The 21,107-nt window shown below is 67.3% G+C and carries 19 protein-coding genes; 5 read left to right on the top strand and 14 right to left on the bottom strand.

Annotated elements, in window-relative coordinates; all coding sequences use genetic code 11:
* Positions 1–96 precede the first annotated feature (96 nt).
* The 3 genes from IM738_RS21645 to IM738_RS21635 are packed head-to-tail and all read right to left on the bottom strand — an operon-like array spanning position 97 to position 1,865.
* Positions 97–669 carry a YceI family protein gene (locus tag IM738_RS21645; RefSeq protein ID WP_236963094.1) on the bottom strand — a complete coding sequence of 191 codons (573 nt, stop codon included), beginning with the start codon at positions 667–669 and terminating at the stop codon, positions 97–99.
* A 48-nt stretch (positions 670–717) separates the two neighbouring features.
* A complete protein-coding gene (locus IM738_RS21640; protein WP_236963093.1) occupies positions 718–1,281 on the bottom strand; it encodes a YceI family protein in 564 nt (187 codons plus the stop codon).
* 26 nt (positions 1,282–1,307) lie between these two features.
* A complete protein-coding gene (locus IM738_RS21635; protein ID WP_236963092.1) occupies positions 1,308–1,865 on the bottom strand; it encodes a cytochrome b in 558 nt (185 codons plus the stop codon).
* Positions 1,866–1,999: 134 nt separating this feature from the next.
* Between IM738_RS21635 and IM738_RS21630 the strand changes: the two genes are divergently transcribed.
* The 4 genes from IM738_RS21630 to IM738_RS21615 all read left to right on the top strand — a co-directional run bounded on the left by IM738_RS21630 (position 2,000) and on the right by IM738_RS21615 (position 5,130).
* Positions 2,000–2,674 carry a Crp/Fnr family transcriptional regulator gene (locus IM738_RS21630; protein WP_236963091.1) on the top strand — a complete coding sequence of 225 codons (675 nt, stop codon included), beginning with the start codon at positions 2,000–2,002 and terminating at the stop codon, positions 2,672–2,674.
* Positions 2,675–2,782: 108 nt separating this feature from the next.
* On the top strand, positions 2,783–2,974 hold the full coding sequence (locus tag IM738_RS21625) for a YgaP family membrane protein (protein ID WP_236963090.1): 192 nt from the start codon (positions 2,783–2,785) through the stop codon (positions 2,972–2,974).
* A 216-nt stretch (positions 2,975–3,190) separates the two neighbouring features.
* Positions 3,191–4,345, top strand: coding sequence for an ABC transporter substrate-binding protein (locus IM738_RS21620; protein ID WP_236963089.1), 1,155 nt, complete (start codon positions 3,191–3,193; stop codon positions 4,343–4,345).
* Positions 4,346–4,359: 14 nt separating this feature from the next.
* Positions 4,360–5,130 carry a class II aldolase/adducin family protein gene (locus tag IM738_RS21615; protein ID WP_236963088.1) on the top strand — a complete coding sequence of 257 codons (771 nt, stop codon included), beginning with the start codon at positions 4,360–4,362 and terminating at the stop codon, positions 5,128–5,130.
* Here the strand turns inward: IM738_RS21615 and IM738_RS21610 are convergent, their stop codons facing one another.
* The 4 genes from IM738_RS21610 to IM738_RS21595 all read right to left on the bottom strand — a co-directional run bounded on the left by IM738_RS21610 (position 5,131) and on the right by IM738_RS21595 (position 10,918).
* Entirely contained in the window at positions 5,131–6,468 is a 1,338-nt protein-coding gene (locus tag IM738_RS21610) for a glutamine synthetase family protein (protein WP_236963087.1), read from the bottom strand.
* Positions 6,469–6,520: 52 nt separating this feature from the next.
* Positions 6,521–7,819, bottom strand: coding sequence for a 4-aminobutyrate--2-oxoglutarate transaminase (gene gabT / locus IM738_RS21605; RefSeq protein ID WP_236963086.1), 1,299 nt, complete (start codon positions 7,817–7,819; stop codon positions 6,521–6,523).
* Between the two features lie 153 nt (positions 7,820–7,972).
* Complete coding sequence (locus tag IM738_RS21600) at positions 7,973–9,454, bottom strand: aldehyde dehydrogenase (RefSeq protein WP_236963085.1); 1,482 nt, start codon at positions 9,452–9,454, stop codon at positions 7,973–7,975.
* A gap of 126 nt (positions 9,455–9,580) precedes the next feature.
* Entirely contained in the window at positions 9,581–10,918 is a 1,338-nt protein-coding gene (locus IM738_RS21595) for a hypothetical protein (RefSeq protein ID WP_236963084.1), read from the bottom strand.
* A 269-nt stretch (positions 10,919–11,187) separates the two neighbouring features.
* On the opposite strand from IM738_RS21595, the gene IM738_RS21590 reads away from it, so the two are divergent.
* A complete protein-coding gene (locus IM738_RS21590) occupies positions 11,188–12,606 on the top strand; it encodes a reverse transcriptase family protein (protein WP_236963083.1) in 1,419 nt (472 codons plus the stop codon).
* A 16-nt stretch (positions 12,607–12,622) separates the two neighbouring features.
* Here IM738_RS21590 and IM738_RS21585 read toward each other — a convergent pair whose 3' ends face one another.
* From IM738_RS21585 to IM738_RS21555, 7 genes are all read right to left on the bottom strand, one after another.
* A complete protein-coding gene (locus IM738_RS21585; RefSeq protein ID WP_236963082.1) occupies positions 12,623–13,483 on the bottom strand; it encodes an ABC transporter permease in 861 nt (286 codons plus the stop codon).
* Positions 13,484–13,607: 124 nt separating this feature from the next.
* The gene (locus IM738_RS21580; RefSeq protein ID WP_236963081.1) at positions 13,608–14,513 is read right to left on the bottom strand and encodes an ABC transporter permease; all 906 of its coding nucleotides are present in this window, start codon (positions 14,511–14,513) and stop codon (positions 13,608–13,610) included.
* A 120-nt stretch (positions 14,514–14,633) separates the two neighbouring features.
* Positions 14,634–15,737, bottom strand: a complete 1,104-nt coding sequence (locus tag IM738_RS21575) for an ABC transporter ATP-binding protein (RefSeq protein ID WP_236963080.1) — start codon at positions 15,735–15,737, stop codon at positions 14,634–14,636.
* 103 nt (positions 15,738–15,840) lie between these two features.
* Positions 15,841–17,019 carry an extracellular solute-binding protein gene (locus IM738_RS21570; protein ID WP_236963079.1) on the bottom strand — a complete coding sequence of 393 codons (1,179 nt, stop codon included), beginning with the start codon at positions 17,017–17,019 and terminating at the stop codon, positions 15,841–15,843.
* A 154-nt stretch (positions 17,020–17,173) separates the two neighbouring features.
* Entirely contained in the window at positions 17,174–18,613 is a 1,440-nt protein-coding gene (locus tag IM738_RS21565; protein ID WP_236963078.1) for an aspartate aminotransferase family protein, read from the bottom strand.
* A 126-nt stretch (positions 18,614–18,739) separates the two neighbouring features.
* On the bottom strand, positions 18,740–20,107 hold the full coding sequence (locus IM738_RS21560) for a glutamine synthetase family protein (protein WP_236963077.1): 1,368 nt from the start codon (positions 20,105–20,107) through the stop codon (positions 18,740–18,742).
* A 44-nt stretch (positions 20,108–20,151) separates the two neighbouring features.
* On the bottom strand, positions 20,152–20,964 hold the full coding sequence (locus tag IM738_RS21555; RefSeq protein ID WP_236963076.1) for a gamma-glutamyl-gamma-aminobutyrate hydrolase family protein: 813 nt from the start codon (positions 20,962–20,964) through the stop codon (positions 20,152–20,154).
* Between the last annotated feature and the right edge of the window lie 143 nt (positions 20,965–21,107).

Genomic DNA, 21,107 nt, shown 5'->3' with positions numbered 1-21,107 from the left:
GCCCCACCCAGCACACGCCGTGGAACCGGCTCCGCCGGGCCACAGGGCGTGGTCCCCCCTCCCAGGGGGGAAGCCGCGAAGCGGCGCAGGGGGGTCTTACTGCTTTACGGCTTCGACCTGCAGCACCAGGCGCACGTTCTTCGGGAAACCCCAGTCGATGCCGTAGTTCACGCCGAAGGCGGTGCGATCGATGGTGGTTTCAAAGTCGCCGCCACAGACTTCGCGCTTGAGCATGGGGCTCTCGTAGCAGTTGAACTGGTTGGCCTTCAGGGTCACGGGCTGGGTCTTGCCCAGCAGCGTCAGGTTGCCTTCGACCGCGCTGACCTTGTCGCCGGTGAAGACGAACTTGCTGGAGACGAACTGGGCCTTGGGGTACTTGGCGGCGTCCAGGATCTCGGCGCTCTGCAGGTGCTTGTCGAACATGGCGGTGCCGGAGTTCACCGAAGCGGTCTCGAAGCTGATGTCGACCTTGCCGGTCTTGGCGGCCTTGTCGAAGCTGATCTTGCCGTCCTTCTTATCGAAGCGGGCGCGGTTCGTGGTCGCGCCCATGTGGCCGATCTCGAAGGTCGCGAAGGTGTGCGTCGGGTCGATCGCGTAGTCGGCGGCCTGGGCGATGCCAGCGGTGGACAGAACGGCGGCCGCGGCCAGCAGGGTCAGGGAAATGCGCATGGGATGAATCCAGTCAAAAGGGTTGGGGAAACGGAAAACAGAAACGGATCAGAGCTTGGGTACCCCCGTGAGGGCGATCTTGAACTTAACCTGCACCTCGTCGGCGACCATCGAGGTGTCGGCCCATTCCTTCTCGCCGATGCGGAAGGTCAGGCGCTTGATCGGGAACGCGCCAGAGGCGACCGTGGTGGCGCCGTTCTGCGCCAGCGTCACCGGCACGACCACGTCGCTGCTCACGCCCTTGATCGCCAGCTTGCCGGCGACCTCGTACTTGGTGGCATCCAGCTTCTTGATGCTGCTGGAGGCGAACGTCGCCTTGGGGAAAGCCGCCACGTTGAACCAGGTCGCCTTGGGCAGCTCGGCGTTGGCCTCGCGGCTGATGTCGGCGCTGCCGGTGTCCACCGTGAAGGCGATCTTGCTGGTCGCCAGTTTGGCCGGGTCGAACGCCACCTGGGCGCTGAAGGTCTTGAACTTGCCGTCCACGGGCACGCCCATCTGGCGGCTGGTGAAGGTCACCTCGCTCTGGGCAGGGATCAGCGCCTGCTGGGCCTGGGCGGCGAAGGGGAACAAGCTAACGGCGACCAGCGCCAAAGGCATCCAACGGGTGTTCATGTACAAAGATTCCTGAAAAACAAGGATCAGCCGCGACCAAAGCCGATGCGCTGGAGCAGACCGTCGCGGTCGATGAAGTGGTGTTTGAGCGCGCCGCCGATGTGCAGCAGCACCAGGGCGGCCATGGCGAAGGCCGAGAGCTCGTGCAGCTCTTTCAGCACATCAGACAGCGCCTCGCTCACCGGCACGAAGTCGGGCAGCTGCCACAGGCGGAACAGCACGATGGGGAAGCCCGCGGCCGAGCTGTAGGCCCAGCCCAGCAGCGGCACCGCGAAAAACAGCAGGTACAGGCCGTGGTGGGTGGCGTGGTGGGCCATGCGTTGCCAGGCCGGCATCGCCGACTCGATGGCCTTGGGCAAAGCGGGCGGCGGCGCCATCAGGCGAGTGAGCAGACGGGCTGCCGAGAAAGCGAGCACCAACACACCGGCCCACTTGTGCCAGCTGTAGTACTGCAGGCGCTCAGGCGAAAAGGGCAGGTCGGCCATGTACAGGCCCAGGGCAAAGTTGCCCACCAGGGCCAGGGCCAACAGCCAGTGCAGCGCGCGGGCCAGCGGGTGGTAACGGGTGACGGCAATTGAAGGCATGGCGGCAGTGTAGGGAGCCCCTCGCGTGCCAAGGGTGAAATGCCTTGAAGCCTTCATTCAAATATTTCGAACGAACTTTGGCTTGCCGTTCGGATCTCCCACCCCATCGCCGGGTCTCCTCCTACAATGCGCCGATGCCCGCCACCGACCCGTCCGACCTGCTGTCGCTGTACCCGGCATTGGGCGCGCTGGCCCCGCTGCGGGCCCGGCTCATGCCCATGACCGTGCCGGCGGGCACCCGGCTGTTTCGAGAAAACGACCCCTGCCAGGGCTTCCCGCTGGTGCTCGCCGGTGAGGTGCGCGTCTCGCGCAGCGCCGCCAACGGCCGCGAGCTGGAGCTCTACCGCGTGACCCCGGGCGAAATGTGCCTGGTGTCTTCTGCCGGCCTGTTTGCCGACCAGCCGCTCACCGCGCACGGCGTGACCACCTGCGACACCACGCTCTGCCTGATGTCGCCCCCCGACTTCCAGACCGCCCTGGGCGACGAGGCCTTCCGCCGCTACGTGCTCGGCCTGTTCGCCGCCCGCATGGCCGACCTCACCGGCCTGATCGAGGCCATCGCCTTCCAGAAGCTCGACAGCCGCCTGGCCAACGCCCTGCTCGGCCACGGCCAGCAGCTCAGGACCACCCACCAGGCCCTGGCCGACGAGCTGGGCACGGTGCGCGAGATCGTCACCCGGCTGCTGCACCGCTTCGAACGCGACGGTCTGGTCGAGCTGTCGCGCGAGAGCATCACCATCCGCGACAGCGCCGGTCTGCGCTCCCTGGCCGCCGGCCAGCCGGCCTCCCCGGCCCGAATCCCTCTGTGACCCCGGTCACAGACCGGCGCCGCGCAAAACGGTGCAATGCCCCTGTGCCCATCGCTTGGCCCAGCGCCAGGCGGTGACCCCAGACCCTTTTCCCACAGGAGCATTCACATGACCAAAAACGTCGGCGGCATCGACCGCACCCTGCGCATCGTCGTCGGCCTGGCCCTCATCGCCGCCGCCGCCACCGGCAACATCGGCCTCTGGGGCTACATCGGCGTGGTGCCGCTGCTCACCGGCCTGATGGGCTGGTGCCCGCCCTACGCGATGCTGGGCTTCAACACCTGCAGCATGAAGAAGTAACCCCCCCGCGCCGCCTGCGGCGTCACCCCCGAGGGGGCATCACGAGCGGCCCGGCAGCGCCGGTTCCGCCGTGATCTGGGGTCAGGCACCCGCGCCTGAGAGGTCGCATGTCCCCCTTCTGAATCTCCACTTGTCCGACCTGCGACAGCCCACCTGCCGTGTCGGCGCGACCATGTCGCACAGCCGCGCACCCCCGACGTGGCGCTGGAGACACGCATGGACGCCGACACCTCGACCCACACCCGCCTGGCCGTGATGCCGCGGCGCCACCTGCTGGCGGCCTCCGGCGCGCTGGCGCTCGCGTCGCTGGGCCGCACCGCCCGCGCGCAGGACAAGGCCATCCTCATCGGACAGAGCGTGCCCCTGAGCGGTCCGGTGGCCGGGGCCTTCCAGGGACCGCTGGCCGGCCAGCAGCTGGCGATCGACGCCATCAACCAGAAGGGCGGCATCGGCGGGCGCCCGATCAGGCTGCTGGTCCGCGACGACGCCTACGACACGGAGCGAACGGTCCGGAACGTGCACGAACTGGTGGACAAAGACCGCATCGTCGCGCTCACGGGCCTGGGCAGCACCGCCGGCGTCGGCGCCCTGCTGCCCTACCTCGCGGAAAAGCGCATGCCGCTGGTCGGGGCCTGGACCGGCGCCCACGTGCTGCGCCTGAAGCCCCACCCCAGCTTCTTCACCTCTCAGGCCTCGTTCAAGGACGAGGTCGAACACGCGCTGCGCACCCTCGCCACGATTCGGCTCACCGAGATCGGCGTCGCGCTGCAGGACAACCCCTTCGGCCAGTCGATGCAGCCGGTGATCGAGGCCACGGCGAAGGCGCTGGGCCTGACGGTGACCCGGATCGCGCCGTTGGCGGTGGACGGCAGCAACGCCAGCGCCGCGGTCGCCGACCTCGCCGCCGCCCAGCCCAAGGCGGTGTACCTCGTGGCCGTCGGACCGTCGGTGGCCGCCTTCGTCAAAGCCGCCAAGGCCCAGCTCAATGTGCCGGTCTACACCCTGTCCGTCGCGGCGAGCGCCGTGACCGCGCTGGGCGCGGACGCGCGCGGACTGGCCATGACGCAGATCGTGCCCTACCCCTGGCGCCAGGTCGATCCGATGGCGCGTGAGTTCCATCAGCTGGCCAGTGCCGCGAAGCTGACGGTCAGCTACAGCATGTACGGCGGTTACCTGGGCGCGCGCTTCCTCATCGAAGCCCTGCAGCGCGCGGGCGGCACCGTCACCCCCGAGTCCATCATCAAAGGCATCCAGGGCATCCGCAACTGGTCCCTCGGTGGCAACGTGCTGAACTTCGGCCCGGACCGCTTCCACGGTAGCTCCTGGGCCGAGATCACCATCGTGGATGGTGATGGCAAATTCAAACGATGACCCAGGAGACCTCCATGCACATCCCTTCCCTCAAAGACACCGTCAGCGCCGAAGAATGGCAATTGCGCTGCGACCTGGCGGCCTGCTACCGGCTGGTGGCGGCCTATGGCTGGAGCGATCTGGTCTTCACGCACATCAGCGCCAAGCTGCCCGACAGCGTCACCGGCGGTGAACACCAGTTCCTGATCAACCCCTACGGCCTGATGTTCGACGAGATCACGGCCAGCAGCCTGGTCAAGGTGGACATGGCCTGCAACAAGCTGATCGACTCGCCGTTCCCGGTGAACCCCGCCGGCTTCGTCATCCACAGCGCGGTGCACGAGGCGCGGCCCGAGGCCCAGTGCGTGCTGCACACCCACACGCGCGCCGGCGTGGCCGTGAGCGCGCAAAAGGCCGGCATCCTGCCCATCAGCCAGCAGAGCAGCTTCGTGCTGGCCTCGCTGGCGTACCACGGCTACGAAGGCGTGGCCTTCCGGCCCGACGAGAAGCCACGCCTGCAGGCCGATCTGGGCTCGGCCAACTTCCTGGTGCTGCGCAACCACGGCCTGCTCACCGTGGGCACCAGCATCCCCGACGCCTTCCTCTCGATGTACACCTTCGAGAACACCTGCCGCATCCAGATCGACGCGCTGGCCGGTGGCGGTGAGCTCACGCAGGTGGACCCGCGCATCCTCGCCGGCATGAGCGAGGTCATGAAGATCGCCACCGCGGGCCAGGGCGCGATGCTCGCCTGGCCCGCGCTGCTGCGCAAGGTGGAGCGGCTGGACCCGGGCTACAAGACCTGATCAGAACCCGTCGGCGTACCGCTCCAGCTCCCACCCGCTGACCTGCTGCGCATACGCATCCCACTCGGCCTGCTTGAGCGCGAAGAATTGTTCGCAGAACGCCGCGCCGATGTCGTCGCACAGGATCGCGTCGCCGCGCAGCGCCGCCAGGGCCTCAAACAGGTCGCGCGGCAGGCGCGGCGGCATGGGCTGGCCGCTGGCCTGGCGCTGGTAGAGGTCTTCGTCGCAGGCGTCGGGCGGGGGCAGTTCGCGGTCGATGCCGTCCAGCCCGGCGGCCAGCGTGGCCGCGAGCGCGGCGTACACGTTGCACGACGGGTCGGGCAGGCGCCACTCGATGCGCCCGGCCACCGTGCGCACGAGGCAGGTGCGGTTGTTGTCGCCCACCGTCTTCCACACCGGCGACCAAGTCGTGCCCGAGGCGCTGGCGCTGCTGGCCAGGCGCTTGTAGCTGTTGACCGTGGGCGCGCAAAGCGCGGCCAGCGCGTCGGCGTGGTGGATCAGGCCGGCGGCAAACTGGTGGCCGGCCGTGCTCAGGCCCAGCGCACCGGCCGGGTCGGCCATCACCGCCCTGCCCTGCGCGTCCGTGAGGCTGATGTGGAAATGCAGGCCGCTGCCCGGCGCGCCCGCCAGCGGCTTGGGCATGCAGCTGAAGGTGGCACCGTGCTGCTGCGCCACCGCGTGCGCGGTGAGCTTGAAGAGCTGGTAACGGTCGGCCGCGGCCAGGGCCTCGTCGTGCCGGTAGTTGATCTCGTACTGGCCGATGGCGTCTTCGTGGTCCATCTGCTGCAGCTCGAACCCCAGCGCCGTGAGGTGGCGGCGCATGTCGTCGAGGAAACCGAAGTTGCGGTGGATCGCCTTCAGGTCGTAGGACGGTTTGTGCAGCTGGTCTTCACCGTCGGCCACGCCCCAGCGGCCCAGCGCATCCCGCTTCAGCAGGAAGAACTCGGGCTCGATGCCGACGTGAAAGGCCCAGCCGCGTTCGCGCAGTCGATTCAACTGGTGCTTCAGCAATTGCCGCGAGCAGGTGTCCAGCGGCTCACCGCCCGCGAAGCCGTCGCACACGGCGTGCGCCACACCGGGCATGAAGGGCAATGGCCGCAGGCTCTCGGGCACCACGCGCCCGTAATACTCGCCACGCGCCCCCATGCGCGGCAGGCCCGTGCCCCAGATGCTGGGGCCGGCAAACCCGGCGCCGGTGGCCACCGCGTCGGGCAGCGCTTCGAGCGGCACCAGCTTGCCCTTCGGCACGCCGTGCAGGTCGGTGAAGGTGGTGAGGATGGAGTGGATGCCCTGCGCGCGCAGGCTGTTGATGCGTTGATCGAGGCTGGGCTGACCCATGGGATTCCAGACACAAAAAAGCCGGGCAAGCCCGGCGGGTGAATGAGCGGGGTCAGGCCAGCGTTTCGGCCATGGCTTCGTCCAGCATCGCGAGCCCTTCGGCAAACACGTCGTCTTCAATGGTCAGCGGGAACAGGTAGCGGATCACGTTGCCGTACACGCCGCAGGTCAGCAGCAGCAGACCGCGCTTCAGGGCGGCGGCCTGCACCTTCTTCGTGGTGTCGGCGTCGGGCGCGCCGGTCGCGGGATCGATGAACTCGCAGGCCACCATGGCACCCAGCCCGCGCACGTCGCCGATGCGCGCGTAACTCGCTTTCGCCTGGTGCAGGTGCGCCACCAGCCGCTCGCCCAGCAGCTGCGCGCGCTCGGGCAGCTTCTCCTCGGCCATCACGTCCAGCACCGCGTGCGACGCGGCAATCGCCAGCGGGTTGCCCGCGTAGGTGCCACCCAGACCACCGGGGGCCGGGCCGTCCATGATCGCGGCCTTGCCGCTCACGGCCGACAGCGTGGTGCCGCCGGCCATGCTTTTCGCCATGGTCATCAGGTCGGGCGACACGCCGTAGTGCTCCATCGCGAACATCTTGCCGGTGCGCGCGAAGCCGGTCTGCACCTCGTCGGCGATCAGCAAGATGCCGTGCTGGTCGCACAGCTCGCGCAGCCACTTCACGGCCGCGGGCTGGATCGGATTGAAGCCGCCCTCGCCCTGCACCGGCTCGAACACGATGGCCGCCACGCGGCTGGGCTCGATGTCGCACTTGAACACCTGCTCCATCGCCTTCTGCGTGTCGGCCAGCGAGCTGCAGTGGCAGGGGAAGGGCACGTGGTAGATCTCGGGCGGGAACGGGCCGAAGCCCGCCTTGTAGGGCTGGACCTTGCCGGTGAGTGCGACCGAAAACATGCTGCGGCCATGGAAGGCGCCGCCAAAGGCGATCACGCCGCTGCGCCCGGTGGACGAGCGCGCGATCTTCACCGCGTTCTCGATGGCCTCGGCGCCGGTGGAAAAGAACGCGGTCTTGACCTTGCCCTCGATCGGCACGATGGCGTTGATGCGCTCGGCCAGCGCCACGTATTCGGCATACGGCACCACCTGGTAGCAGCTGTGCGTGAAGCGCTGCAGCTGTGCCGCGATCGCGGCCTGCACCTTGGGATGCACGTGGCCGGTGTTGAGCACCGCGATGCCACCCGCGAAGTCGATGAAGCGGCGCCCCTCGATGTCCCAGAACTCGGCGTTCTTCGCGCGGTCGATGAAGAAGTCGCCCATCACACCCACGCCGCGCGGCGTGGCGTCGAGCCGGCGCTGGTGCCAGGCGGCGTTGGTGTGGGCGGTCTTGAAGTCGTTCATGGCGTTCATCAAAGTCTCCAGAGAAAGCACCCAGTCGGCGCGAAGTGTCTGAACCAGGGGCACCGCGGAACCGGCTTTGCCGGGCCGCCAGTGCCGTCCCCCCTCCAAGCGGCGGAGCCGCGCCAGAGAGGGGGGAAGCCGCGTCAGCGGCGCAGGGGGGAGTTACACAGGACTATCAATCCTTATCCACGTTGTCTTCGTCTCGGTGTACTTGTCAAACGCGTGCAGCGACTTGTCGCGCCCCACGCCGCTCTGCTTGAAACCACCAAACGGCACGGTGATGTCGTCTTCGTCGTACTGGTTCACGTGCACCGTGCCCGCGCGCAGCGCGCGCGCCACGCCGTGTGCCTTGTTGATGTCGCGCGTCCACACGCCCGCCTGCAGGCCGTAGACGCTGTTGTTCGCCTGTTTCACCACGTCGGCCGCGTCGGTGAAGCTCTGCACCGCGAGCACCGGGCCGAAGATCTCTTCGCGCGCGATCGTCATCTGCGGCGTCACGCCGTCGAAGATGGTGGGCTGCACATAACAACCGCCCGCCACCGGCGACGCCAGCGCGCCACCCGCGATCAGCTGCGCCCCCTCGCTCTGGCCCAGGCCGATGTAGCGCATCACGTTGTCGAGCTGCACCTGGTCGACGATGGCGCCCATCACCGTGCCCTTGTCCAGCGGGTTGCCCGGCTGGAAATTCGGCACCAGCTTCAGCGCCTTCTCCAGGAACGCGTCCTTGACCGAGGCCTCCACAAACAGGCGCGAAGGCGCGTTGCAGCTCTCGCCCTGGTTGAAGAAGATGCTGCCCACGGCTGCCTCCACCGCGCGGTCCAGGTCCGGGCAATCGGCGAACACGATGTTGGGCGACTTGCCACCCAGCTCGGTCCAGGCGCGTTTCAGGTTGCTCTGCCCGGCCATCACGTGGATCTGTTTGCCCACGCGCGTGCTGCCGGTGAAGGCGATGCAGTCCACGTCCATGTGCAGCGCCAGCGGCGAGCCGGCTTCGGTGCCGAAGCCCGGCACCACGTTGAAGACCCCGGGCGGGATGCCCGCGGCCAGCGCCAGCTCGGCGAGGCGCAGCGCGGTGAGCGGGCTTTTCTCCGACGGCTTCAAGACCACCGAGTTGCCCGCGGCCAGGGCCGGCGCGATCTTCCAGGCCGCCATGATCATGGGGTAGTTCCAGGGCACGATGATGCCCACCACGCCCACCGGCTCGCGCGTGATCAGCGCCAGCGAATTGCTCGGCGTGGGCGCGATCTCGTCGTACACCTTGTCCACCGCCTCGCCGTACCAGCGGATGCAGTTGGCCGCGCTGTTCACGTCCACGGCCCGCGCGTATTTCACCGGCTTGCCCATGTCCAGGGTCTCGGTCAGCGCCAGCTCGTCAGCATGCGCCAGCAGCTGGTCGGCGAACTTGATCATCACGCGCTTGCGCTGCGCGGGCGCCATGCCGCTCCAGCGCCGGTCTTCAAACGCGGCGCGCCCAGCGGCCACGGCGGCGTCGATGTCGGCCTGACCACCGCGCGCCACCTGCGTGAGCACACGGCCGTCCACCGGCGAGATGCAGTCAAAGGTCTGGCCGTCGCGCGAGGCCACGCGTTCGCCGTTGATGACGGCGCGGCCGTCGAAGGTCAGGGTGCTGGAGGTGTCGGTCATGGGCGGGGCTCACGCAGGGAAAAGTGGCACCATGCTACGCCCGAATACACGACAAGAACATGACCACTTTGCGCTCGCAGCATCGTGCCATTGGCCTCGGCTCAGGCCGGGCGCGCAGGCCGTCCCTCAGGGCTGAGCCGCCCGCTCCAGGTGCTCCTGGAGCCAGGTCCGCCGCTCGAACGTCGTCTGCACCACCGGCAGGCCGAACTGCGCGCTGCAGCCGTAGGCGAGCGCGTCGTTACGACCCCGCAGCGTGTAGTGCGGCTGCCCCGACACCCGCAGCGCCTCGGCCAGCCGGGCGCATTGGCGCTCCAGCCGGTCGTAGGGCAAAGGGGGCACGGTGGACGTCAGCTGCACCAGCGCCTCGCGGTCGCGCTGGACCCCCACCGCCTGCCAACCCAGCAACCCGATGAACAGCACGCCCAGCGTCACTGTGGTGGCGAGCGCGGGCGGCCGAACGACGGATGGCGAGCGCAGCGCCGCCGCCGACATCACCAGCAGCGCCAGGTAAGGCAAGGGCAGCATCAGGCGGTACACCGAGTAGAACGGCGTGCCGGCGTTGAAGTCGGCGATCTTGTTGGTGGACAGCATCAGGCCGATCACGCCGGCCAGCCCCACGGCCAGCAGCGCGAGCCGTAAAACCCACGCCCGCCGTTGTGCTTCGTCTGGCCTGTACAGGGCCATCACCGCCGCACAGGCCGCCGCGCCCAGCCCCACCAGCCAGGCAAAAGCCGGGGCGATGGTCGGGTGTACCAGGTGGGCACCGAGGTGGCCCCGGGTGAAGCGCAGCGCGGGGAAGCGGTGCACCACATGCTCCGGGTTGAACGCGTAGAACAGCGCCACGCCCTTGAACAGCGCGTAGCCCAGGGCGATGCCCAGGCCGGCCTGCAGCAGGCGCCGCCGGTCTTCGATCAGCACCAGCGCCGGGAGCATCAAGGCCACGCTGGTGTACGAGCCCAGACAGAACCCGACCAGCGCGCCCCAGGCCAGCACCGGCGCCCACGCTGGGTCACGGTCCAGCAGCAAGGCCCGCAAACCCAGCCAGGCCAGCGCGCACGCGACGATGAAGCCACGCGGCATCGGCGCGGCCAGCAGGTACTCCATCGGCAGCGCGAAGAACATCAGCGTCACCGCCACCGACACCCAGGGCCGGTCCTTCGCGTGCGCGCAGGCCGTCCAGGCAAACGGGAGGTAGAAGAACAGCGCGGCCACCACCTTCACCGCGGTGAGCGGGCTCAGCCCGGCCCAGACCAGCGGCACCGCCAGGTAGGCCTCGAACGGCAGCAGGTAGGCCTGGCCAAAAAAGAACGGCTCGAAGAAGTGACCCAACGACATCCACTTCGACTGGTCGGCCACCAGCAGCTGGTCGGCGTCCAGGTAGATCGCGTGGAACCCGAGGTGCAGGGCCGCGAAATGCAGCAGGTACAGGCCAGCCAGCCAGAGGCGGCCGTCGCGGAGGTTCATGGTCGGTGGGGTGTGGGGAGGGCCGAAGCCCGCGCAGCTTAACGCAGCACCCCCGCCAGGCAGCCCCGTCTGACACAATGCCGGCGGCCCTGGCGTTTCAAGAACCCTCGAAGACGCTCGACGTTTTCGGGCTGTGGGGCATCCCCACGGCGACACACGATTCCCTGGACACACGACGCGCGATCCGCGCTGCGCCGCTGGCGCAGGACAGATCGCACCGGACCGGCTGGTTGGAACACCGGGGCCACCTTTTCCTTCGCCTGTCGCCCATGACCACATCCCACCGCCATGGCCTGGCCATCGGTCTGGCCCATGCGCTGCTCGCCGACCACGAGCGGCCTGGTGGGCTCACCGCGTCCGCCTTGTTGGGCCGGGCCAGCGCCTGCCTGGGTTGCGAAGGCGCAGCGCCTTCGTGGTTGCGGCGGCTGACCCAGTCCATCGCCACCCGCTGGCAGCGGCACGGCGCCATCGACACCCTGGACACGCTCGCGCAGGCGCTGCTCGACCTGCCCGATTGGGGCGCCCTCTTCCACGACGATGACGACGCTGAAGGCGACGACACCCCCGCCGTCAACCCGGACGAGGACAAGCTCCCGCTCAGTGCATGGCGTGTCCGCCGGTGGCTGCTGCGCCCGGCGCGCACGGTGCCCCCGGTCTGGGGCCTGCCCGCCATCGACCGCCCTGACTGGCCCAGCGCCAGCGACTGGGCGGACGGGCTGAGCCTCACGCCCGAGCGGCTGGCGTGGCTGACGCACCCCTCGCTGCACTGGCGCGAGTCCAGCGAACGGCCCCACCAGCGTGTGGCGTCGCACTACCGCCACGCCCTGCTGCCCAAGCGCAGCGGCGGCCTGCGGCTGCTCGAAGCGCCCAAGCCTGAACTCAAACAGGCCCAGCGCCGCCTGCTCGACACCTGCCTGACGCAGCTGCCCTGCCACGAAGCCGCGCATGGTTTTGTGCGCGGACGCGACGTGCACAGCCACGCGGCGGTCCACGCGGGTCAGCCCTGTGTGATCGCGTTTGACCTGCGCGACTTCTTCCCCAGCATCGGTGCCGCGCGCATCAGGGCCCTCTGGCGAAGCCTGGGCTATCCCGAGCCCACGGCGGACCTGCTGACCCGGCTGTGCACCACGCGCACCCCCGCGGCCGTGCGGGAGCGCCTGCGAGAAGACGGCGGCCTTCACTTTCTGGCGGCCAAGCGCCTGGCCCGGCCCCACCTGCCGCAAGGCGCGCCCACCTCCCCCTCGCTGGCCAACCTGTGCGCCTTCGGCCTGGACCTGCGGCTCGACGGTCTGGCCCATCGTTTCGGGGCGCGCTACTCCCGCTACGCCGACGACCTGGTGTTCTCCGGCCCGGTGTCACTGCAACAGCAGTTTCGGTCCCTGCAGGCCTGGGTGAAGGCCATCGCCGCCGATGAAGGGTTCGTGCTGCACCCGGGCAAACAGCGCCAGATGCGCGCCCACCAGCAACAGCGCATCACCGGGCTGGTGGTCAATCAACACGCCAATCTGCCGCGCGAAGACTACGACCGCCTGCGCGCCGAGCTGCACCAGGCCGCACGGTCGGGCCCGGTGGACGCTTCAAAACAGGCGCGGCTGCAAGGGCGGGTGGCCTGGGCCAGTCAGCACCTCGCCCCCACGCGGATCACCAAGCTCAAGGCGCTGCTGGCCCGGGTGGAAGCCCGCGCCTGATGGCCGGCGCCCTCGATCAGGTCGCGGCCAGGGCCTTGGTCTCGGCCCGCGTGGCCGCCGCGATCTCGCGCTCGCGCTTGCGGGTCTGGCGCGCCACCCACACGCTGTAGCCCACGATCACGATGGTCACGGTGGTGATCAGCAGCGTGGCCGCGGCGTAGATGGTGGGGTTGATGCCGCGGCGCGCGTAACCGAAGATCACCTGCGGCAGCGTGGAGACGCCCGGACCCGAGAGGAATTCGGAAATCACCACGTCGTCGAAACTCAGCGTGAACGACAGCAGGAACGCGGCCAGGATGCCCTGGAAGATGTTGGGCAGCGTGATGAGGAAGAACACCTGGAACGGCCGAGCGCCCAGGTCCATCGCGGCCTCTTCGATGCTGCGGTTCATCTCCATCAGCCGGCTCTGGATCACCACCATGCCGTAGGCCATGCCCAGCAGGGTGTGGCCGAAGATGATGGTCAGCATGCCGCGCTCGGGCCAGCCGAAAGCGTTCTGCGCGCCCACCATCAGCAGCAGCAGCGACAGGCCGATCACCACCTCGGGCATCACCAGCGGCGCGTTCACCATGCCGGAGAACACGGTGCGGCCGAGAAAGCGGCGGTAGCGCACCAGCACGAAGGCGGCGAAGGTGCCGAGCACGGCCGACAGCACACCGGTGACCGCCGCCACCTTGATCGACAGCCAGAAGCCCTCGACGATCTTGGTGTCCCGGGTCAGCGCCTCGTACCAGCGCAGCGAAAAGCCGGTGAAATTGGCGTCCTGCCGTGTGCTGTTGAAGCTGAACACGATCATGAAGAACAGCGGCACGTAGAGGAACAGGTACACCGCCGCCAACCAGAACTTGCCGAAGTGTTTTTCGAGGAGCTGTTTCATTGCAATGATTCCTGAGCAAAACTGACGTTCAACGAAGGGAAGCTCACCGGGGATGCGGTGGAACCGGCTTAGCCGGGCCACTCGCATCGCCCCCTGGGGGGGTGACGCGAAGCGGCGCGGGGGGTCACTTTTCTTCGGCGGTGAAGTGGTAGTAGATGGCCAATGGCACGATGATCAGCAGGATCATCACCACCGCCAGCGCCGACGCACGTGGCCAGTTGTTGCTGGTGAACATCTCGTCCCAGACCACGCGGCCGATCATGATGTTTTCCGGCCCACCGAGCAGCGAGGGGATCACGAACTCGCCCACGGCGGGGATGAAGACCAGCATGAAACCGGCGACGATGCCGGCCTTGGACAGCGGCACGGTGACGAGCCAGAAGGCCTTGAAGGGCGAGGTGCCCAGGTCGTAGGCGGCTTCGAGCAGGCGGAAGTCCATCTTCACCAGGTTGGCGTAGAGCGGCAGGATCATGAAGGGCAGGTACACGTAGGTCATGCCCACCAGCATGGACACGTTGGTGTAGAGCATCTGGATCGGCTCGTCGATGATCCCGACCATCATCAGCAGCTGGTTGATCACGCCCTGGTCGGCCAGGATGCCCTTCCACGCATAAACGCGCAGCAGGAACGAGGTCCAGAACGGCAGCATCACCATCATCAGCAGCGCGGGCCTCACGCTCGGCGCCGAGCGCGCGATGAAGTAGGCGAACGGATAACCGATCAGCAGGCACAGGACGGCGGTGCACAGCGCGTACCAGATCGAGCGCAGGTAGGCCTCGATGTAGATGGTCTTGAACAGCTCGCCGCCTTCCGCGTCGCGGAAGATGGTCCAGTAGTTCTCGTACTTCAGGCTCAGGATGCCCGTCACCGGGTCCCAGATCGGCTTGAACGGGTTGATGCTCTCGCCCTGGTCCACGAAGCTGATGTACAGCAGGATCAGGAAGGGCAGCAGGAAAAAGACAAACAGCCAGACATACGGCACGCCGATCACGAAGCGTTTGCCGGGCATGGGGAGCGATGAAGTGGCCATCGAGATACTCCTGAAGAAACGGTGGAGCGAGGAAGCCTGAAACCAAGGATGCGGTGGAACCGGCTTTGCCGGGCCACTCGCATCGCCCCCTGTGGGGTGACGCGAAGCGGCGCGGGGGGGTCAATCGCGCAGCACCACTGCAGCGTTGTCATCCCACCAGAAATACACCTCGTCTTCCCAGGTGATGTCCGACAGGTCCTGGCGCGTGGTGTTGGCCTCGGTGACCCGCACCTTGGAGCCGTCTCTGGCCTGCAGGATGTAGGTGGTGTACGAGCCCAGGTAACCGATCTCTTTCACCTTGCCCTGGAACAGGTTGAACGCCGCGTGCTCGGGCCGGGTCTTGCTGATCTCGATCTTCTCGGGCCGCACGGCGATGGACACCGGCATGTTCAAGGTGCCGCTCACACCGTGACCCACGTGCACCTCGCCGATGGCGGTGGTGGCCGCGCAGCGGTCGGGCTCGTCCACCGTGAGCTTGCCGGCGAACAGGTTCACGTTGCCGATGAAGTCGGCCACGAACTTGTTGCGCGGGTGCTCGTAGATCTCTTCCGGCGTGCCCACCTGCAGCACGCGGCCCTTGCTCATGATGGCGATGCGGCTGGCCATGGTCATGGCCTCTTCCTGGTCGTGCGTCACCATCACCACGGTCACGCCCACCTTCTCGATGATGTTGACCAGCTCGAACTGCGTCTGCTCGCGCAGCTTCTTGTCCAGCGCGCCCAGCGGTTCGTCCAGCAGCAGCAGCTTGGGCCGCTTGGCCAGGCTGCGCGCCAGCGCCACGCGCTGCTGCTGCCCGCCCGAGAGCTGGTGCGGCTTGCGCTGCGCGTAGGGCGTGAGCTGCACCAGCGCCAGCATCTCGTCGGTGCGCTGCTGCACCTCGGCCTTGGGCAGGCCTTCGCGCTTGAGGCCAAAGGCCACGTTCTCCCAGATGTTGAGGTGGGGGAACAGCGCGTAGCTCTGGAACATCATGTTCACCGGCCGGTCGTAGGGCGGCATGTTCGCCACGTCCTGGCCGCCGAGCATGATGCGACCCGAGGTCGGCTTCTCGAAGCCGGCCAGCATGCGCAGCAGGGTGGATTTGCCGCAGCCGGAGCTGCCGAGCAGGGCGAAGATCTCACCCTTGCCGATGGAGAGCGACACCTCGTCCACGGCCACCGCTTCGTCGAAGCGCTTGACCAGTTTCTCGGTGACCAGGTAACCCGCTTGTGTGCCCGCATCTGCCATGGGTGAACCTCGCTGTGCTGTTGTGTGGGGGGAGTGGACAAGAAAAAGGGCTGTTCATACGGTGCGTACAAACAGCCCTGGTGTCAGGTGCGAAGCGGAATGCTTACTTGCCTTTTTTGAAGCCGTTGTAGACGTTGGCCATGGCTTCGCGCGCTTCGTTGGTGAAGCTGCTCGGCGGGATCATCTTGGCGAAGTAATCGGCTTCGACAAAGATGGTCTTGTTGCCGGCGATCTCGGGCTTGACCTGGGCCACGCCCGCCTTGTTGCCGGTCGGGTAGCCCATTTCGTTCGACATCAGCGCGGCGTTTTCCGGGCGCAGGTAGAAGTCGATGAAGGCCATCGCGTTGTTCGGGTGCTTGGCGTCCTTGGTCACGGCCATGGTGTCAAAGAAGATCAGCGCGCCGGTGCTGGGCAGCATGGCTTCGATCACGTCCTTGGAGCCGTTTTCGGTGGCACGGCCGGCAGCGATGTTGATGTCACCCGACCAGCCAATGGCCACGCAGGCCTTGCCACCCGCGATGTCGTCGATCATGGTCGAGCTGAACAGGCGCACGTCCTTGCGCACCTTGGCCAGCATCTCGCCCGCGGCCTTGTAGTCGGCCGGGTCGTTCGAATAGGCGTCCTTGCCGATGTAGTGCAGCGCCACCGGAATGATCTCGGTCGGCGAGTCCAGGTAGGCAATGCCGCAGCTCTTGAGCTTGCTCGTGTACTCGGGCTTGAACACCAGGTCCCAGGCGTTTTCCGGCATGGCCATGCCACCCAGCGCCTTCTCGACCTTGGTCTTGTTGATGCCGACGGTGGTGAAACCCCAGGCCCACGGGATCAGGTGCTTGTTCTCGGGGTCGGCCTTGACCAGGGTGGCCATGATGGCCGGGTCCATGTTGGCCAGGTTCGGGATCTGTTCTTTCTTCAGCGGCTGCAGCAGACCGCCTTCGATCTGGCCCTTGGCGAACACGGTGCCGGGCACGACGATGTCGTAGCCGGTGTTGCCCGCCACCAGCTTGGCGTGCAGGGCTTCGTTGGTCTCGAAGGTGTCGTAGTTGACCTTGATGCCGGACTCTTTCTCGAAGGCGGCGATCATGCCCTCGGGCACGTAGTCGGGCCAGTTGTAGATGTTGAGGACCTTCTCGTCGTCGTACACCGGGCCAGCGGGCGCGGCCGGGGCTGCGGGCGCCGCAGCGACCGGTTCGGCCGGGGCCGCAGCCGGTGCCGGCTCCTCTTTTTTGCCGCAGGCAGCGAGCAGGATCGCCGAGATGGCCAGAGCCAGAACTTGCTTCTTCATGGTGGTGAGCACTCCAGAAAAGTGGGGGAAACCCGTCGACGGACACATGGAACCGGCTGCAACGCCTGCCCGGTGGCAAGCAATTTGCAGACCAACTTTATCCCCAGTTTGGGGCAGCGAAACACTGTAACAAAGAATCGGGCCCCTGCAAGCGTCAGGCCAGCTGACCGGCGCTGCGCAGATCGTCCAGCGTCGCGTCCAGGCACTGGCGGATCAGCACCATCATCTCGTCGATCTGGGCACGCGTCATCACCAGCGGCGGCGCGATGATCATGCGGTCGCCCACGGCGCGCATGATCAGCCCGTTCTTGAAGCAGTGGCCACGGCAGATCATGCCCACGCCGAGGTCCGGATCGAACATCTGCTTCGTCGCCTGGTTCTTCACCAGCACCAGACCGGCCACGAAACCACAGGTCTCAGCGTCGCCCACCAGCGGGTGCTGTTTCAGCTCCTCGAAGCGCTCGGCCAGGTAGGGGCCGATGTCGTCCTTCACCCGGCCCACCAGGTTGTCGCGCTCCATCAGCTCCAGGTTGGCCAGCGCCACCGCGCAGGCCACGGGGTGGCCGCTGTAGGTGTAGCCATGGTTGAACTCGCCGCCTTTTTCAATCAGCACCTGGGCCACGCGGTCGCCCACCATCACACCGCCGAGCGGGATGTAGCCACTCGTCACGCCCTTGGCGAAGGTCACGAGGTCGGGCCGGTAGCCAAATTTTTCGTAGGCGAACCAGTGGCCCAGCCGGCCGAAGGCGCAGATCACCTCGTCGGAGATCAGCAGGATGCCGTACTGGTCGACGATGCGCTGGATCTCGGGCCAGTAGGTCTCGGGCGGGATGATCACGCCGCCCGCTCCCTGCACCGGCTCGGCGATGAAGGCCGCCACCTTGTCCGCGCCCACCTCCAGGATCTTGGCTTCGAGCCAGCCCGCCGCGCGGCGGCCGAAGTCGGCCCGGCTTTCGCCCGGCAGCGCGTTGTCCCAGAAGTGCGGTTGCTCGATGTGCGTGATGTTGGGGATCGGCAGGTCGCCCTGCGCGTGCATGCCGCTCATGCCGCCCAGCGAGGCGCCCGCCATGGTGCTGCCGTGGTACGCGTTGTTCCGGCTGATGATCACCTTGCGCTGCGGCTGGCCCAGCAGGTCCCAGTAGCGGCGCACCATGCGCACGTTGGTGTCGTTGCTTTCGCTGCCGCTGCTGCTGAAGAACACGTGTTCAAAACTGCGGCCGCCGACCTTGGGCGCCAGCGAAGCCAGCTTGGCGGCCAGCTGCACCGCCGGCACGTTGGTGGTGTTGAAGAAGCTGTTGTAGAACGGCAGCGTCATCATCTGCTGGTAGGCCGCGTCGGCCAGCTCCTTGCGCCCGTAGCCCGCGTTCACGCACCACAGGCCGCTCATCGCGTCGAGGATCTTCGCGCCTTCGGAGTCCCAGACGTAGATGTTGTCGGCCCGCGTGATCACCCGCGCACCGCGCGTGGCCAGACCACCGTGGTCGGTGAAGGGGTGGATGAAGTGCGCGCTGTCCAGCGCCTGGATGGCCTTCGTGTCCTGCTGCTCGGCGCGACGAACCAGGGCGGGCGGGGCGATGAGGGTTGAGGGGTTCACAACAGACTCGCTTTCAGAGAGGGGAAGTTAATCAGGAACGCCGCGGAACCAGCTTTGCCGGGCCGCCAGCGTTGCCCCCTTGAGGGGGTGACGCACCGCAGGTGCGGCGCGGGGGTGGGTCAAGCCTCAAACGTGCAGCAGCAGGTGCTCGCGTTCCCAGGGCGAAATCACCTTCATGAACTCGTCGAACTCCAGTTCCTTGATCTCGGTGTAGATCGTGATGAACTCCTTGCCCAGGATGTCGTGCAGGTCGGTCTCGCGACGCAGCCAGTCCAGCGCTTCGCCCAGCGAGCGCGGCAGCGAGTACGGCGCCAGGTAGGCGTCGCCCTTCATCTCGGGCTTGGGTTTGATCTTGTTCTTCATGCCCAGGTAGCCGCAGGCCAGCGTCATCGCCATCGCCACGTACGGGTTGGCGTCGGCACCGATCACACGGTTTTCCACGCGACGCGCGGCCGGGCTGGAGATCGGCGAGCGGATGCCCACCGTGCGGTTGTCGTGACCCCACTCGATGTTGATCGGCGCGGCCGTGTGGCGACTCAGGCGCCGGTAGCTGTTCACGTAGGGCGCCACCAGCACCATGGCGGCCGGGATGTAGCGCTGCAGGCCACCGATGTAGTGGTAGAAGGCCTCGGAAGCGGTGCCGTCCGGGTTGCTGAAGATGTTCTTGCCGGTGACCTTGTCCACGATGCTCTGGTGCACGTGCATGGCGCTGCCCGGCTCACCCGCGATGGGCTTGGCCATGAAGGTGGCGTACATGTCGTGGCGCAGCGCGGCCTCGCGCACCGTGCGCTTGAAGAAGAACACCTCGTCGGCCAGGCCCAGCGGGTGGGCGTGGAAGAAGTTGATCTCCATCTGCCCCGCGCCCACCTCGTGGATCAGCGTGTCCACGTTGAGCTTCATCTTGTCGCAGTAGTCGTAGATCTCTTCGAACAGCGGGTCGAACTCGTTCACCGCGTCGATGGAGTAAGCCTGGCGCGAGGTCTCGGCACGACCGCTGCGGCCGATGGGCGGCTTCAGCAGCGTGTTCGGGTCGGTGTTGCGCGCGGTCAGGTAGAACTCCAGCTCGGGTGCGACCACCGGGTCCCAGCCCTCGGCGGCGTACAGGTCGCAGATCTTGCGCAACACGCTGCGCGGCGCGAACGGCACGAGCTTGCCTTCGTGGTCGAAACAGTCGTGGATCACCTGGGCCGTGGGGTCGGTGGCCCAGGGCACGATGCGCACGGTGGACGGGTCCGGGCGCAGCTGCATGTCTTTGTCGGTCGGGTCCACCACGTCGTAGTACGGCCCGCTCTCGGGGAACTCGCCTGTCACGCCCATGCCCACGATGGCCTGCGGCAGGCGCATGCCCCGGTCTTCGGTGAACTTCTCGCGCGGCAGGATCTTGCCGCGGGCCACCCCGGTCAGGTCGGGCACCAGGCACTCGACCTCGGTCACGCGGTGCTGGTTGAGCCAGTTTTCGAGGTCGTTGAAGGTTTGAACGGTGGGGGCTGTCATGTGCCGGTCCTTGTCTCGGTTGGTGGTTGTCTGTCGGGTCGAAATCAGGCGCCGATGCCCGCGCGGCTGCGCGCCAGGTCGGCCGCCTGCAGGCGCTGGCTCATGCGCTGGCGGCAGGCGTGGCCGAAGGCGTCAAAGATCGCGGCGTAGAACGGCGTTTCCCAGCAGCGCCACTCGGGGTGGAACTGCACCGCGTAGGCGAAGGTGCGGGCGCCCTTGACGGCGAAGGCCTCGACCACCCCGTCGGGCGCGTGGGCCATGGCTTCGAGCCCGCTGGCCAGGCGGTTGATGCCCTGGCCGTGCAGCGAATTCACCAGGGTCTCGGGGCCGCCGGCCCAGGTCTCGAACACGCTGCCCGGCGCGAGCGCAATCGCGTGGCGCGGCGCGTACTGCTCCTCGAACGGCGCCGTCTTGGGCTCGCGGTGGTCCATCAGGCCCGGCACCTCGTGCACACGCTGGTGCAGCGTGCCACCCAGCGCCACGTTGATCTCCTGGAACCCGCGACACACGCCCAGCAGCGGCACACCCTCGTGCACGCAGGCCTTGACCAGCGCCAGCGTGAGCGAGTCGCGCACCGGGTCCAGCGGCAGGCTGGGGTCGGCCACGTCTTCGTCGAAATGGGAGGGGTGCACGTTGGACGGCGAGCCGGTCAGCATCACGCCGTCCACCATCGGCAACAGGTCGGGAATCTGCTCGGCGTCGGCCAGCGGAAACATCACCGGCTGGGCCTGTGCCCCCAGCTTGACGGCACGGGCGTATTTGTCGCCGAGCAGCAGAAACGGCATCTGGTGCCCATGGTCGCCCATGAGGCGGTGGTCGGCAGGCAGCCAGACCATGCAGGGCGGCGGCTTGTTCATGGAATCTCCAAACAGTCGTGGGTTGATTCTGACGGGCTAATTGGATCACAATCAGGGCCAGTTGGTGGCACTTAATGGTGCCAATTGGGCCAACCCCCTGCGCCGCTTTGCGGCTTCCCCCTTGAAAGGGGGACCACGCTGGT

Source organism: Hydrogenophaga sp. SL48, assembly GCF_021729865.1.
GTDB lineage: Bacteria > Pseudomonadota > Gammaproteobacteria > Burkholderiales > Burkholderiaceae_C > Hydrogenophaga.
The sequence above is the reverse complement of the archived record's forward strand: the minus strand, read 5'-3'. Positions and strand labels throughout refer to the sequence as shown.